Source organism: Stenotrophomonas rhizophila, from assembly GCF_020857975.1.
In the GTDB taxonomy this organism is placed as follows: Bacteria; Pseudomonadota; Gammaproteobacteria; order Xanthomonadales; family Xanthomonadaceae; genus Stenotrophomonas; species Stenotrophomonas rhizophila_C.
In genome coordinates this window covers 93,899-105,949 of the sequence record NZ_JACWUO010000012.1, presented here as the reverse complement: position 1 = coordinate 105,949, position 12,051 = coordinate 93,899, and the positions used below count along the sequence as shown (strand labels likewise).

16 protein-coding genes are annotated in these 12,051 nt (G+C 60.5%); 9 read left to right on the top strand and 7 right to left on the bottom strand.

Annotation, left to right across the window (positions count from 1 at the left end; translation table 11 throughout):
- Positions 1-829 precede the first annotated feature (829 nt).
- The 4 genes from IC535_RS12890 to IC535_RS18885 form a co-directional block, all read right to left on the bottom strand.
- On the bottom strand, positions 830-3,046 hold the full coding sequence (locus IC535_RS12890; RefSeq protein WP_228886981.1) for an AAA family ATPase: 2,217 nt from the start codon (positions 3,044-3,046) through the stop codon (positions 830-832).
- A 77-nt stretch (positions 3,047-3,123) separates the two neighbouring features.
- Positions 3,124-5,088: an AAA family ATPase gene (locus IC535_RS12885; RefSeq protein WP_228886982.1), complete on the bottom strand. Its 1,965-nt coding sequence runs from the start codon at positions 5,086-5,088 to the stop codon at positions 3,124-3,126.
- Between the two features lie 97 nt (positions 5,089-5,185).
- The gene (locus IC535_RS12880; protein ID WP_228886983.1) at positions 5,186-5,491 is read right to left on the bottom strand and encodes a hypothetical protein; all 306 of its coding nucleotides are present in this window, start codon (positions 5,489-5,491) and stop codon (positions 5,186-5,188) included.
- Entirely contained in the window at positions 5,383-5,664 is a 282-nt protein-coding gene (locus tag IC535_RS18885; RefSeq protein WP_429000424.1) for a DUF3693 domain-containing protein, read from the bottom strand. Before IC535_RS18885 ends, IC535_RS12880 begins: the two co-directional genes overlap by 109 nt.
- Positions 5,665-6,028: 364 nt before the next feature.
- On the opposite strand from IC535_RS18885, the gene IC535_RS12875 reads away from it, so the two are divergent.
- Genes IC535_RS12875 through IC535_RS12850 form a run of 6 tightly spaced genes read left to right on the top strand, consistent with a single transcriptional unit; the run spans position 6,029 to position 8,258 of the window.
- Entirely contained in the window at positions 6,029-6,184 is a 156-nt protein-coding gene (locus IC535_RS12875) for a hypothetical protein (RefSeq protein WP_228886984.1), read from the top strand.
- Complete coding sequence (locus IC535_RS12870) at positions 6,184-6,429, top strand: hypothetical protein (RefSeq protein WP_228886985.1); 246 nt, start codon at positions 6,184-6,186, stop codon at positions 6,427-6,429. The genes IC535_RS12875 and IC535_RS12870 overlap by 1 nt, the downstream gene beginning before the upstream one ends.
- Positions 6,422-7,522, top strand: coding sequence for a replication initiation factor domain-containing protein (locus IC535_RS12865; RefSeq protein WP_228886986.1), 1,101 nt, complete (start codon positions 6,422-6,424; stop codon positions 7,520-7,522). The genes IC535_RS12870 and IC535_RS12865 overlap by 8 nt, the downstream gene beginning before the upstream one ends.
- A gap of 4 nt (positions 7,523-7,526) precedes the next feature.
- On the top strand, positions 7,527-7,835 hold the full coding sequence (locus tag IC535_RS12860; protein ID WP_228886987.1) for a G5P family DNA-binding protein: 309 nt from the start codon (positions 7,527-7,529) through the stop codon (positions 7,833-7,835).
- 3 nt (positions 7,836-7,838) lie between these two features.
- The gene (locus IC535_RS12855; RefSeq protein ID WP_228886988.1) at positions 7,839-8,087 is read left to right on the top strand and encodes a hypothetical protein; all 249 of its coding nucleotides are present in this window, start codon (positions 7,839-7,841) and stop codon (positions 8,085-8,087) included.
- 42 nt (positions 8,088-8,129) lie between these two features.
- Positions 8,130-8,258 carry a capsid protein gene (locus IC535_RS12850; protein ID WP_228886989.1) on the top strand — a complete coding sequence of 43 codons (129 nt, stop codon included), beginning with the start codon at positions 8,130-8,132 and terminating at the stop codon, positions 8,256-8,258.
- Between the two features lie 607 nt (positions 8,259-8,865).
- Here the strand turns inward: IC535_RS12850 and IC535_RS12845 are convergent.
- Positions 8,866-9,237 carry a hypothetical protein gene (locus IC535_RS12845; protein WP_228886990.1) on the bottom strand — a complete coding sequence of 124 codons (372 nt, stop codon included), beginning with the start codon at positions 9,235-9,237 and terminating at the stop codon, positions 8,866-8,868.
- Here IC535_RS12845 and IC535_RS12840 point away from each other — a divergent pair.
- From IC535_RS12840 to IC535_RS12830, 3 genes are read left to right on the top strand one after another with little or no spacing between them, the layout of a single operon-like run.
- Complete coding sequence (locus tag IC535_RS12840; protein WP_228886991.1) at positions 9,223-9,459, top strand: hypothetical protein; 237 nt, start codon at positions 9,223-9,225, stop codon at positions 9,457-9,459. The genes IC535_RS12845 and IC535_RS12840 overlap by 15 nt on opposite strands.
- Before the next feature lie 9 nt (positions 9,460-9,468).
- Positions 9,469-9,789, top strand: coding sequence for a phage coat protein (locus tag IC535_RS12835; RefSeq protein ID WP_228886992.1), 321 nt, complete (start codon positions 9,469-9,471; stop codon positions 9,787-9,789).
- The gene (locus IC535_RS12830) at positions 9,789-11,099 is read left to right on the top strand and encodes a zonular occludens toxin domain-containing protein (RefSeq protein WP_228886993.1); all 1,311 of its coding nucleotides are present in this window, start codon (positions 9,789-9,791) and stop codon (positions 11,097-11,099) included. The genes IC535_RS12835 and IC535_RS12830 overlap by 1 nt, the downstream gene beginning before the upstream one ends.
- A gap of 16 nt (positions 11,100-11,115) precedes the next feature.
- On the opposite strand, the gene IC535_RS12825 is transcribed toward IC535_RS12830, so the two are convergent.
- Entirely contained in the window at positions 11,116-11,415 is a 300-nt protein-coding gene (locus IC535_RS12825; protein ID WP_228886994.1) for a hypothetical protein, read from the bottom strand.
- Between the two features lie 71 nt (positions 11,416-11,486).
- On the bottom strand, positions 11,487-11,855 hold the full coding sequence (locus IC535_RS12820) for a DUF3653 domain-containing protein (protein ID WP_228886995.1): 369 nt from the start codon (positions 11,853-11,855) through the stop codon (positions 11,487-11,489).
- Positions 11,856-12,051: the final 196 nt, after the last annotated feature.

Here is a 12,051-nt window from a genome sequence, read left to right as displayed (position 1 = left end):
TGCCAACTAGCGACTTAGGCTTCCAACTGTGCGTCTTCTACCGCAGCATTGGACGTATCAGCTCGCGCGTGATCACTGCGGCCTGTCGGCGCGCGTTCCATTCAATTAGCCCATGATGAGGACCACAGCCAGGGCAACACCTCAAGCCATCAATGCCCAAGAAGGGGAGGTGTCTTGTTGTTCAAGGCGTCGTGGCCCACTGGATATGTGCGCCACATTTCAGTTGCATTCGATCATGCGCATCCATCGCGGTCATGCCTCAAGCTGGCCAACGCCAGGTGCGCGGGCAGGGACGCAAGAGCCGATCCAGAGTCGTAGCCATTGCCAGCCAGAGCCTACGAGCCGTGCGAGACGGCCCACCTAGCATGCAGTGGAATCGCGAGCTTGACCTCATGATGCAGCATCTAATGAAAGATTGGCTTTTGACCAAGCCTTCCGAGGCCCGACCCCTAGTCTCGGTGTGGCGCAGCTGAATCTCGTTAGTTCCTTCCAACATTGGGTTGCTACTCTAGCGGGGATCCGAGAGGAATTCGCCGGAAGCGGCAAGCGAGCAATATTGGATGGCGTGGGTGATACACTCCATTGAGTGCTGCTGCAAAAAGCGACCCGTTATAGCTGCCCCATTCACTTTCGACATCCATACATCCAATCGATAGGGCGATGCGACCGCGGCGGAATTAGCCGCCGGGAGTTTGAGAGGCACCGGGCTATTATGCGCAAGCTCCGCCGGCATAGTCACGCATTGGCCGCAACCAAGAGCTAGGCCAACAAGCCCGAGGGCTGCGGGCACCAGCCACCATTAGGGACAGGCGCCTCACTCACTGGAAGGTTATCCGGGATTCCACTCGACCTTCGTTTCCTTGAGCAGCGCATTGAAATGTGCAACGTCCTTTGCGCGGAGCGCCTCGAACAACGTTCTAACCACGTCACGTGACTGGGCCGGGAAGTCGGAGACCTGGAGCATCCTCAGGCTGGTCTGGCTGTGGGATCCTTCGTTGGCGAATTGGTAGATGCTGTCGCTCACATCGCTATCATCAAACAGGATATGCATCTTCTTCTGTATGCCCGCAGCTTCTGGGAGCCGCGCACCCAGATACATCTCTAGGAAGCGACGGACAAGATTTGGCGTGCCTATGTACAGGTCAACGTCAATCTCGCAGCTCTGACTAATTCTTGCCAAGCAGTGAAACACATGATGGTAGTCCGAGCGGAATTTCGAGAGGTGCTGAGGCAGCGCGGCTAGTTGACTGGTGGATTCACTAACACGATGCATCAGGTATCCCGCAGTTTTGGCTTTGAAGTTGCCGCGGTCTGTCCACTCCTCTTTAATGGCATTGAACAGTTCTGAACTGTGGGTCGAGATGAAAAGTTGCTTGGCGTCCTGCAGATGCCGGAGCAACAGAACAGACACCTGATGGACGTGATTGGCATCCAGACTGCTGATGGGGTCGTCAACAAAAACTATGGTCTGCGTCAGTTGCGCTCCTCCCTGACGTAAGCTAACCAGGAAATAGGACAGCGATACAGCAGTGCGCTCACCATCGCTCAGGTTGGCGGCAGGTACCAGTCCGCGCATGAATTTTAGCTGGCTGTCGGCCGCCTGAGCAGCCTTGATTCGCCCCCCGAGCAACTTGTGTAAAAGCACGTTGATCTCAGCAGCGGCGACCGACTGCTGCTGTAGCTTGGCTTGGGCCGCATGAATCCGATCTTTGGCCTTGGTGCCCACATGCGTCACACGCGAAAGATAGGCGCTCGCCTGTTCATGTTCGGCGAGCCGCAGCTTGCATTCCTCATCTGTAACGTAACGCGCGGCGAAATGCCGCTTCACCTTCTCTGCCGCAGCGGCTTGGATCTGACCAGCTTGGTCAATGATCCGCCTCTGGGCAGCCACGAGTTCTCGCAAGCCGGCATGAATCTCACCAAGCGCCGCCGAACGATCCGCAACATCAGCGACATCCACAGGCAGGTCCATGCGCTCTAGCTTCTCCGCAATTTGTGCCCGCCAACGCGCCCGGATCTGAAGCTCTGCTTCCTGCCATTGAACGGCTTGGTCGGCCAGTGTTCGAGCCCGATCGCGGATCGGCGGCGCCCACACCTGTTCCGGAGGTAGCGTTGGGAGCGGTAGTGCCACCGCCAGCCTTTGATCGAGAGAGAGCAAACGTTGACGCAGCTGGCTATACGCATCGGAGAAGTGCTTGGCGTAGTCAGCTAAGGCTTGGCTGGCGTCGCCACCACAGAACGCACACTGGCTGTTGTGCTGGTGAAACTGCAACCCTTGCCTAACCCAATCGCTCAAGCGGGTGTCACTGACAAGGTGAGCGATGGCCTGCTGCTGGGGGCATTCGCTCAGAGACGCCGCCAGGTGTTCTGCCTGTGGAAGGGGTAGGGGAAGAAGCCCGCCCAAGTTGACCGTCTGGTAGGTCTCTCGGTCGCGTGCCGCGTCTACGGCAACGGCAAGGGCGACGTCATCTAGCAAATCGCTGGCCGGCTGCTCCAGCTGGACCGCGAGCGCCTTCAGGTTGGGCGCGCGAAAGTTCCTGACACCCAGTCGGTCCGCGCACGCGCTGGCCCGGTCGGTCGCAAGACGCTCATACGCTCGCTCGGCATCTTGGGACGCCCTTTGCGCGGCCCGGAACGACACGGCCAGACGATCCCGGTGAATCTGCAAACGCTCGATGCGCTTTGTGAGACGAATGTTGTCTTCGCCGATGATGAACAGCGAGGGGGCGCGCGTGTGATCGCTCAGGTTGCGCTCTACGAAGTCGCGGTTGAATACGCGGACGTTGACGGTCGCTCGATCGGCCTCCCGCCGTGCATCGAGCTGGGCGCCGGCGACTGTCTTCCAAACTGCGCATGCCCCCTCAGGCAGCTGTGGGGCCCCAACACCCGGCTCAAGTTGCCCGAACAGACGTGAGAGGGTAGTTTTTCCGGATGCGTTCCAGCCATAGATCAGGTTCTTTGTCTTAAAGTCAGGTAGCTGTGCTGTTGCACCTGAGAAGCCTGCAAGAACACCGGCATTACTGATCGATACAATGTTGCTCAACATCCTTGTTCCCCCCTTGTTAACACCAGTGCCTAGAACGCGCTCAAGTAGCCGCGACCACGCCACATCGCCGTCTGAATCTACGAGTCCGCCGGTAGTTGCGCGTTAATCTCCCCGAAAGCCTTCTCAAAGCGGTCTAGCGTCTCATTGACCGCAGCACTGTCTTCAGTCAATACATGTTGGTTCTGGATGAGCCAAGACGCCGGTGAGAAGTGGTCGAAAGTCGGCACTGAGCTATCCATCACATTGAACAAGCTTTCCGCCTGTTTCACTTGGCGCAACGACGCATCCCCCGCACTTAGCTGGGCGGCCGTAATCCGCCCCTTTCCCTTCAGGGCATAGGCACCATTGAGGATTTCGGCATAGAGCGCCGGCGCAAAGAAGTCCTCAATATCGCTCTCATCCTTGCCAGTGAAGTCAGTTGCCACTAAGACCCCAGTGGATTTCAGGATCTGCGACGCCCGCAGTCGCTGGACCTTACTCTTGTCACCGCTTCCGTAGTCGCACAAGGCCACGATGTTGATACCTTTGCCCGCGAATAGAGACGCAAACGACTGCACCTTGTCGATACCGCCAGTGGGGCAGATCGTCCAACGGCGATCCAACCCATTGCGATTACGCTGCTTCAAGGCATGCGAGGCAGCCTGGAGGAAAAGAACATCCGACGGCCCCTCCACGAGCAGCGTATGGGCACCCACAAACATGCTCTGTGTTACCTCATAGCCCAGATGGGCTTGCAGCGGGAACAACGTGTCCTGATCAACGGTCAGTATGTCCGCGGACACCTGTGTGCCCTTTACGGTGGCGCGGTGACGCTGGTCATAGCTCACCACGTCCTCCACCACTCTGACATCCGCTAAACGATCCGCGGGCACCATGAACGGCGAGTGGGTGCTGTAGATGACCTGATGATCCGGCAGCAGGCGCTCGATGATGTAGCGGAGGAGATCAGCCTGAGCTTTACCATGCAGCGTCAGGCCCGGCTCGTCCAGCAGAATGATCGCGCCTGGCGTCTTCTTACGCATCTGCTTGAACTGCGAGAGGAAGGAAAAAAACCAGACAAAGCCAGCGCTGCGCTCGGACAAGGGTACAGACACCTTGTGATTATCATTGTGGATTCGGATCTTGGCTACGGTTCCCGAGTTGAACGGCGCAGGATCCTCCGACAGCCCCTGCGCCAACGCAATCTCTACGCGCAGCGCGTCGTTTTGACTCCAGAAATCGAAAATCTCATCAGTAATGTCATTGGATGCGGCCTGACACTTGGCGGTGAGTTCCTCCAGCCGCGTGCTATTTTCGAGCTCGTCTACCGAGGTGCCCGCGTACTCCAGGAAGTCCAGGAAGATCTGATCGCCTGCCGAGACGGGTTCATCATTGCGTTGATCACGGGTCAACTTCTCCAGCGACACCTCACCGGCCATCCTGTCAAAATGAGACGTGTAAAAGAACACGGGAAGCCGTGTTGAAAGTGCGTCTATGGCTGCCAACACCGGGCGACCATCGCGGAATTCGCCGATCTGCTTTTTGACCGCTTTGAGCGCATCTGAAGGCTCAGGTTGCGCCTCAATTTCTGCAAGCAAGTTCGCAAATGGCGTCTTGGAAAATTTGGCCAACTCTTGAGCCTCTACCCCATTTTGCTTAAGTAGGGTGGAGCGAACCTTGTTTTCATCGACCTGCAGGCTCCAGGTCTGATGGCCCCCATAGTGGGTCGTGATATCGAGGAGGGCATCGAGCACCGCGCCCTCCCCAAGCACCGCGGCCACAGAGGCGAGGTCATCAGGTGAGAGCTCCCACGTGGTGGTGGCCACCTCGGCGTCCCTACCGCCGTGACGCTCTGCATAGCGCGTTAGATAGCGGCGCGGGTAGTCGCGCACTTTGTCATAGGCAAATTTCTTGCCGAACGGCTTGACGCCATACAGCGCTGAAAGCACCGCTGTCTTGCCGGCCTCATTCTTGCCAACCAAACACGTCAGGCTTCCGACATCGAACGTCCCGGTGTCCTCCGCTGAGCGGAAATTGCGAATCCGTGCCTTGACTAGCTTCATGCTACCCCCGTGATGCCCGGCGTGGATGCTGCGGCTCTTTGCAGGATAGGGCGGGGCGGCGACACATTCAATGCAGTATCTTGCAGGCTTTACAGGCTCAGTCGGTGTCCAGCAGCGGCTTGTCCGGGCTGATGCCGGCCTTGGTGCCGTCCTGCAGGGTCTTGCCCCGGTCCAGGTGATAAACCGCACTCGGGCAGGCGGCGCAGATGGGCCAGCGTAGCCGCGGCGATTTCGCTGCGTCGACGACCGCCACTGGCAAGGCGAAGGAGAGCAGGGCGCAATCGCACGGGCCGACTAGGCCGGTCCCGCAGTTGGCCAGCAACGCGTGCAGTTCGACGCGGGTGATCGCCGCCTTTCTAGAGATTGACCCAGCGCCAGCCAGGGCCGGCAAACGCTGCAACACGGGCCATCGGTCATTTCGCATAATGTATAGACAGTGGCGCTATCGCCCACGCGTGCAGCGGCCTTCGCGTCGATAGGGGAGGCGAACCCCACTGCCAGGCAGAGCATCATTGCCGTGGCGGCCAGACGCTTCCAAAAGGTGCGCTCAGAGGATGTGCGCGCCTCGTTGCGCATGATCTCCACCGCAGCTATCTCGGGGTTGGGGTGCTTCTGGATCCGCAGGGCATCCGCTACCACCCACACCGATGGGATTTGTCGCCCGCGCCGGTAATGCCCGATGGCACCGTCCGTTACGCCAAGCTTCGGGGCGAGCTTTGAAAAGCTCTCGACGCCAGCTGCCACGCGCGTCTTTTCGAAGAAGTCATCCCAATCCATACCGCCTCCAGTCGTCTACAGCGGTAGCCTACAGCTATTGACGCCTACCGCAGTAGGCGCGTATAAAGCCCCCATCGCCTACCGCAGTAGGCGATACCCGCCACCGGTCCCCCTAGGCCGCTGGCGGGGTTCCTAGGGGCTAGGGGCAGGGTAGGGGCAAGGCATGTTCGAACTCTTCCACCGCGTGCGCATGCGCCGCATCGTCATCGGGGTGTACGTCACCCGCGAGGCCGCAATGGCCGTTCGCGCGGCTCGCCAGCATCGGCAGATCGCCGCAGGCAAGCCCGTCAGCATCTACCAGATCGGGCGGGTTTCGTGATGGTCGGCGTGATCATGACCGTCTGTCTGATAGGCGCCTGCTTGTCCATCGCGTTCGGCGTCGCAGTGTTCCCGCGCAAGCTGCGCGACTGCATCGAGACCACCCGCCCGAACCCGGAGCGTCATGCCCAGGTCGTGGCCGACACGCTGGCCGAACTTCTCCGTAACGAAATCGACGCCACCAAGCGCGGCGACCTACTGGCTGCTGCCGGCTTCGCCGAGCGCGCAGAGGTGATCCGTGGCTGACGGCGCGGGAGCGGCGGCAGGACTCCCCGCGTCTAACAGGGGAGTCAGTGAATTCAGAAACGCCGATGGCACCCTGACGGTCGGCATTGACTGGTTCTCCGCCTCGGTTGATCTGTTCGTTGCTCTTCAAGAAACCGGCTTCCTCGACCGCGACGCGCAGGACGAAGTTCGCCAGTGGATCGATGCCAGCGCGGATAACGCCCGCGTTGCTGCCCTACAGGTGTTCTGCTGGTTCTTCGCCGGGCTGGGGCTGGAACTGGACGAAGCTGCGAGTGGCGGTCGCTTCTACCTGTGGCGCGTCAAGATCCTCAACGCGGCTAAAGAATTCGTGGGCATGATCGAACTCGGCGGGGAAAACTGTCGCCGTGCCGATGGCACGTACACCGCCCGAATCGAGCTCACCGGCGATGGATGCAAGAGCGTAGGCGCAGCGCGCTGCGGCCATGCGAAGCGGTGGCTGGAGCTTCGAGCGAAGCTCGAAAGCTGCGCCGGAAGAATCACCCGTGTGGACGTATGCGCCGATGACTTGATCGGTCAGTACCCGCTTCGCCTCGCACAGTCGTGGTACGCCCAGGGCGAGTTTGACCAACGCGGCCAGCGACCCAAGGCGCAGACCGTGGATGACCACGATAGCGGCGATGGCAAGACGTTCTACGTGGGCGGCAAGAAGTCCGAAAAGCAGCTGCGCGTCTACGAGAAGGGCCGGGAACAGGGCGACAAGTCGTCGGAGTGGGTCCGCTATGAGGCTCAGTTCCGCGCGTCCAATCGCAAGGAACTGCCGCTTGACATCCTGCGCGACCCAGCCTCGTACCTGCTCGGCGCGTATCCGGTGCTGCACTTCCTGCACTGCGTAGCCACCCGCATCGACATCACGAAAGCCGCAGTCGAAGCGACGTGGAAGAGCGCACGCCGCCACATCAAACGCCAGTACGGCGCAACCCTGAATTTCATCACCCGCAACTGCCCGGACGCCGAGGCGTTGAAGGCGGTCATTGAATCCTGCACCTCGAACAAGCTGCCGAGGTGGGTCACAGGCGACACAGCAGCGCATTGGCCCGAAATCGCGGGCGTGAATCAAACCTCAAAGGGGTAACGAAATGGACAACATCATCAAGGTCACCGTGCTGGATTCGCAGATTGACGAACGCGGCGGCAGCTTCAAGAACGACCGCAACGAGGACGTGCAGTACAGCACCCGCAAGCAGAAGGGCAAGCTGGAAACCGGCGGTTTTGCCTACCCGTTCGACGTGCGCCTGGACAAGGGCCAGCCCGCCTACGCCGTGGGCGAGTACGAGCTCGACGTCGCCGCCATGGCACAGGTCAACAAGGGCGTCGTGACCCTGAGCAAGTTCACCGTACTGCGTCAGCTGGGCAAACCCGCTCCCCGCGCCACCACGGCGGGCTAACCCATGTCCCTGTGCGTAGCCCTGCAAGAGAACGGAACGCTGATTCCAACCGGGCAACCGGTGACCGAATGCACGGGCTACGTGCTGGTGAGTGCAGCCGAACACGGCATCTATGCCGTTGTGCAGCAGGCGCTTGCAATGCCCACAGCGGAGGACGCGCTCAAGTGGTTCACCGCGTGCTGTGGGGCAGTCATTTTCTGGTTTGTCGTGGGACGCATGGCCGGCAGCGTCGCATCGATGTTCAACAACTAGCCGGCACCAACCAAAACCAACAACCAACGTAGGAGAGACAACATGGAAGCGATTCTGACTGGCTTGAGCACCGCTGATGGCGTGACCGCAATGATCGGCGCAGCTGCGCTGATTGCGCTGCTGGGCTTCACCAAGTGGGCGGCCAAGAAGGTTGCCAGCTTCTTCGGCTGATGCAGGGCAGGGCGGGGCGGTGTTTCGGCATCGCCCCTGCTCTATGTCGGGACATAGGGGGGACAACGACCATGATCGTACTGGTGTTTTGCGGATTCATCGGCGCGTGCTGCGGTATAGCCGGGGTCAAGGGCCTGGACGCATGAAACGGAATCCGTGCGGGCTAATCTACAGCCCTGTCGTGGTAATTCTTGCTGTGCTTGCCTTCGGCGTGTTCGCGCCGTCTGCATCTGCACAGGACGTCTCGCAGTGCATGGCGCAGATTCGCGACGGCCGTCACTGTGAGGATCAGGGAAAGGCATACGTTGCCGCCGGTGCGGTAGCAGACATGTTCCTTGCGTCTGGGTGCGATGGCATCACGTCGAGCCGCCTAAGCAAAGGCCCTGTCGAACTTACGGGCGCAGACAACTATTCCGGCTTTCTCATTTGGGCGGCCAATGGCTCAAAGACTTGCGCTATTAGGCGCTACTGGCCGGAGGGGAAAACCTGCGCTACGCGGCCGGAGCAAACGGGCTGGAAAGGTGGCGGCGCTGCTGGGCTAGGTAGCGTCTGCAGCGATGGCTGCGCCTATGAGGGCAGTTTGTGGGCCGGATCGCCGACCGGTCGTTTATTTCAGGCCAATGGCGAGACCTGCAACAAGGACAATATGGCACCGCCCGACACTGGCGGTGGTGGCGATGACGGTGGTGGTGGCGGCGAAATTCCGGGCGGCGGCGATGGCGGTGGGGACGGTGGCGGTGACGGTGGTGGCGATGGAGGTGGAGACGGTGGTGGTGGTGGCGGGGATGGGGATGGCGATGGAGACGGCGATGGAGACGGAGACGGCGATGGAGACGGCGATGGCGACGGTGACGGTGATGGCGGCGGGGTAACCCCCGGCCCGGGCGAGGGTGAGGGCCCAGGCAAGCCCACGCCCCCAGACGGGCAGCTCTACAAGAAAAGCACCAAGACCGTTAAAGATGTGGTGAGCGAATTTCAAAGCAAGGTTAAGCAAACTGACCTTGCAGATGGCATCAAGGATTTTATGACGGTGCCGGGTGGCGGGTCGTGCCCCACCTTTACCGTTTCCGCCACGAAATGGTGGCAAACGATGACCTATAGCGCGCACTGCTCGGGCGACTTCTTGGCCCTGCTGCGAGCTTGCGGATACGTGATTCTTGCGATTGCGGCCTACGCGGCTGTGCGCATTGCGCTGACATAAGGGGCGAATATGTACGCTGGCTGGCTCGATGACATAACCGCGTGGCTGTGGAAGGTCGTAAAGCTGTTTTTTGATGCGCTTACCGACTTCATCGGTGACCTGTTCGTGCGCACGCTGGAACAGATTTTCTCCGTGATACTTCTGGTGTTGGAGTACATTCCGCTGCCCGAATTCATGAGCCAGAATAGCATCGGCTCCATGCTGGCAAACGGCGGCGGCACCGTCTTGTGGTTCGCCGAGGTGTTCCAGATCGGCCCGTCAATGGTCCTGATCGGCATTGCGATTGTCTTCTACCTGCTGCGGCGGGTCCTGACCATCGGTATCTGGTAATGCTGGTATTCAACGAAGGCGTGCCCCGGGCGGGCAAAAGCTACGACGCGGTGAAGAACCACATCTTGCCGGCTATCAAGAAGGGCCGGCGGGTGTATGCCCGGCTCAACGGCCTGCGTCATGACAAGATCGCCAAGCATCTGGCCATGAGCGAAATCGACGTGCAGAAGCTGCTGGTCTGCGTCGACACCAAGGACGTTGCAGGGACATTCGCGTGTGTCCAGGACGAGAGCGGCAAGTGGTGCATCCCCGACGAATTTAAAGATGCGTTGGTGGTGATCGATGAGGTGCATGAGTTCTACGTCAACGAGCGCAAGCCGCTGCCGCCAGCGGTAGAAAACTTTTGGGCGCTGCTGGGTCAGAACGGCGGCGACGGCGTGATCATGACGCAGTGGATCAATCGTCTTCACTCTGCGGTTAAGGCTCGCATCGAGCGTAAGAACACATTCCAGAAGCTGACCGTGGTCGGTGCGAAAACGCGTTACCGCGTGACTTTCTTCCACACGACATCGCCGGGCAAGTTCGAAAAGGTGGGCGGCCAGACGCTCAAGTACGATCCCGCGATTTTTCCGCTCTATGACGGTTACGCGCCGGGCGCGGAAAACACGGAGGTCTACGAGGAAGGTGGCAAGAGCGTGTGGGCGGCCATGGGCATGCGCGCGGCCATCTTCGTCGTGCTGGGCGCTGTCGGGCTGGTGGCCTTCCTCGGGTTCTTCAAGAAGTCAGAGCCGGCCGAAGCACCCGCCACGGCCGCGCAGGGCGCATCAGCGGGCGCGCAGGCAGGATTGGGCGGGGTAGGGCTCGCATCGGCCAGTAGTGTCGCTGCGGCCGTTCCTGTGCCCAAGCCGGATCCGCTGGCAGACCTGACCAGCGAGCAGCGCTATGTCGCAGGCCTCAGCGAAAAGGCCCGCATCCGGCTGGCGATGCTCGCCCAGGTCGATGGGCAGAACCGGGCGTCTATCCATTGGATTTCCAACGACAGCGGCGAGGTCATCGAAGAGCTTGATATCCGGCAGCTGCGATCACTGGGATTCGCCGTTGAGGTTAAGACCTACGGTGTGCGGTTGTCGGTTGGGAAGCATGTCATGGTCGCCACGGCATGGCCCATGCAGAAGCCAATCCGCGAAAAGGATGCGCGCCTGTACAACCTGTCGGGCGATGGCGCTGGCGCTGGGCCTGCGAGCGTAGCGAGTGGGGGCGGCGCTGGCGTCGTCGCCCAGGGCAACCCGGGTAACGTTGTCGTGAGCGTAGGCGTTCGCCCGCTGGGAACGTTCCCTGAGTCGGTCCAGCACACCTACAGCGGCAAATAACGCAACGCGTCACGCCTCAGCAGGGAGTGTTGATCTGCTTCCACCCGTTCTCGACGCGCTCAAACCGCCGGCCCTGCATGCAACGCTGATTGTCGCGCAGAGGGGCGGGCGGTGACTGCTGGCGCGCAGGCTCCGGTGCGTACTTGCTGGAATAGAGCGGCTCCATTTCGGCCTCAAACCGGCGCGTCACTTGGCCGACTTGGTATTTCAGGTATGCGGCCTCAACCAAGCTGTGCGCCGTCAGGGCTAAGAAGCCGCCCAGGGCAACTTGCCACCAGATGGAATGGATCGCGCTGGCCGTCCGTTGGTCGTTCAATTCCGTTCCCCGGTTGAATGGTCCGCGCATTCTAGCCGGGGTGTAGGGGCATAGCCCCTACGGACAACATTTCACACGCGCTGAGGCCGTCGTGGCCCACGTGACATGTGCACCACATTGGACACGTCGGCGCCGGCACCGGGATCGCCCATGCCCAACCGCCGTTCTCTGCGAATTCTGACGTACTCGCGGAGGTATACAACGCTGGAATCCTTTGTGGCGCAGCGCTTTCCAGAGGCCAGCGATCGCGTCGGCCGCGGCCGGGCTTCGGCCATCATCAGCCGCCATTCCCGGGCGATGTTGCAGGTCAGCGACCACCAGGCCATGTCGCAGGGTTCAAGCTGATGGCCTTCGGGGGTGAACATGTGGTCACCCTGAAAGCCGAAACCGGCCCAAGGGCCGGTCAGGTTGATACGGTCGTGCGGGTCCATCTGGCTCATGCTGCGATCTCGTCCTTGTTGGGGGAACGAGAGGGCAAGCAAGAGCCGATCCAGAGTCGCAACCAGCGCCAGCCAGAGCCGACAAAGCGCTGGATAGCCCTGTAGAGCATTTCGCATAATGTATATTATGTTAAATCGTTGGTAGCCCGGCTGGGGTACTACGCCGGCCTGCTCAAGCTGGTCCTGGCATCGCTCT

Coding starts and splice junctions, on each gene's coding strand:
- IC535_RS12890 (WP_228886981.1), bottom strand. CDS start 3,046: ATGTTGAGCAACATTGTATCGATCAGTAATGCCGGTGTTCTTGCAGGC.
- IC535_RS12885 (WP_228886982.1), bottom strand. CDS start 5,088: ATGAAGCTAGTCAAGGCACGGATTCGCAATTTCCGCTCAGCGGAGGAC.
- IC535_RS18885 (WP_429000424.1), bottom strand. CDS start 5,664: ATGCGCAACGAGGCGCGCACATCCTCTGAGCGCACCTTTTGGAAGCGT.
- IC535_RS12875 (WP_228886984.1), top strand. CDS start 6,029: ATGTTCGAACTCTTCCACCGCGTGCGCATGCGCCGCATCGTCATCGGG.
- IC535_RS12870 (WP_228886985.1), top strand. CDS start 6,184: ATGGTCGGCGTGATCATGACCGTCTGTCTGATAGGCGCCTGCTTGTCC.
- IC535_RS12860 (WP_228886987.1), top strand. CDS start 7,527: ATGGACAACATCATCAAGGTCACCGTGCTGGATTCGCAGATTGACGAA.
- IC535_RS12855 (WP_228886988.1), top strand. CDS start 7,839: ATGTCCCTGTGCGTAGCCCTGCAAGAGAACGGAACGCTGATTCCAACC.
- IC535_RS12850 (WP_228886989.1), top strand. CDS start 8,130: ATGGAAGCGATTCTGACTGGCTTGAGCACCGCTGATGGCGTGACCGCA.
- IC535_RS12835 (WP_228886992.1), top strand. CDS start 9,469: ATGTACGCTGGCTGGCTCGATGACATAACCGCGTGGCTGTGGAAGGTC.
- IC535_RS12830 (WP_228886993.1), top strand. CDS start 9,789: ATGCTGGTATTCAACGAAGGCGTGCCCCGGGCGGGCAAAAGCTACGAC.
- IC535_RS12820 (WP_228886995.1), bottom strand. CDS start 11,855: ATGAGCCAGATGGACCCGCACGACCGTATCAACCTGACCGGCCCTTGG.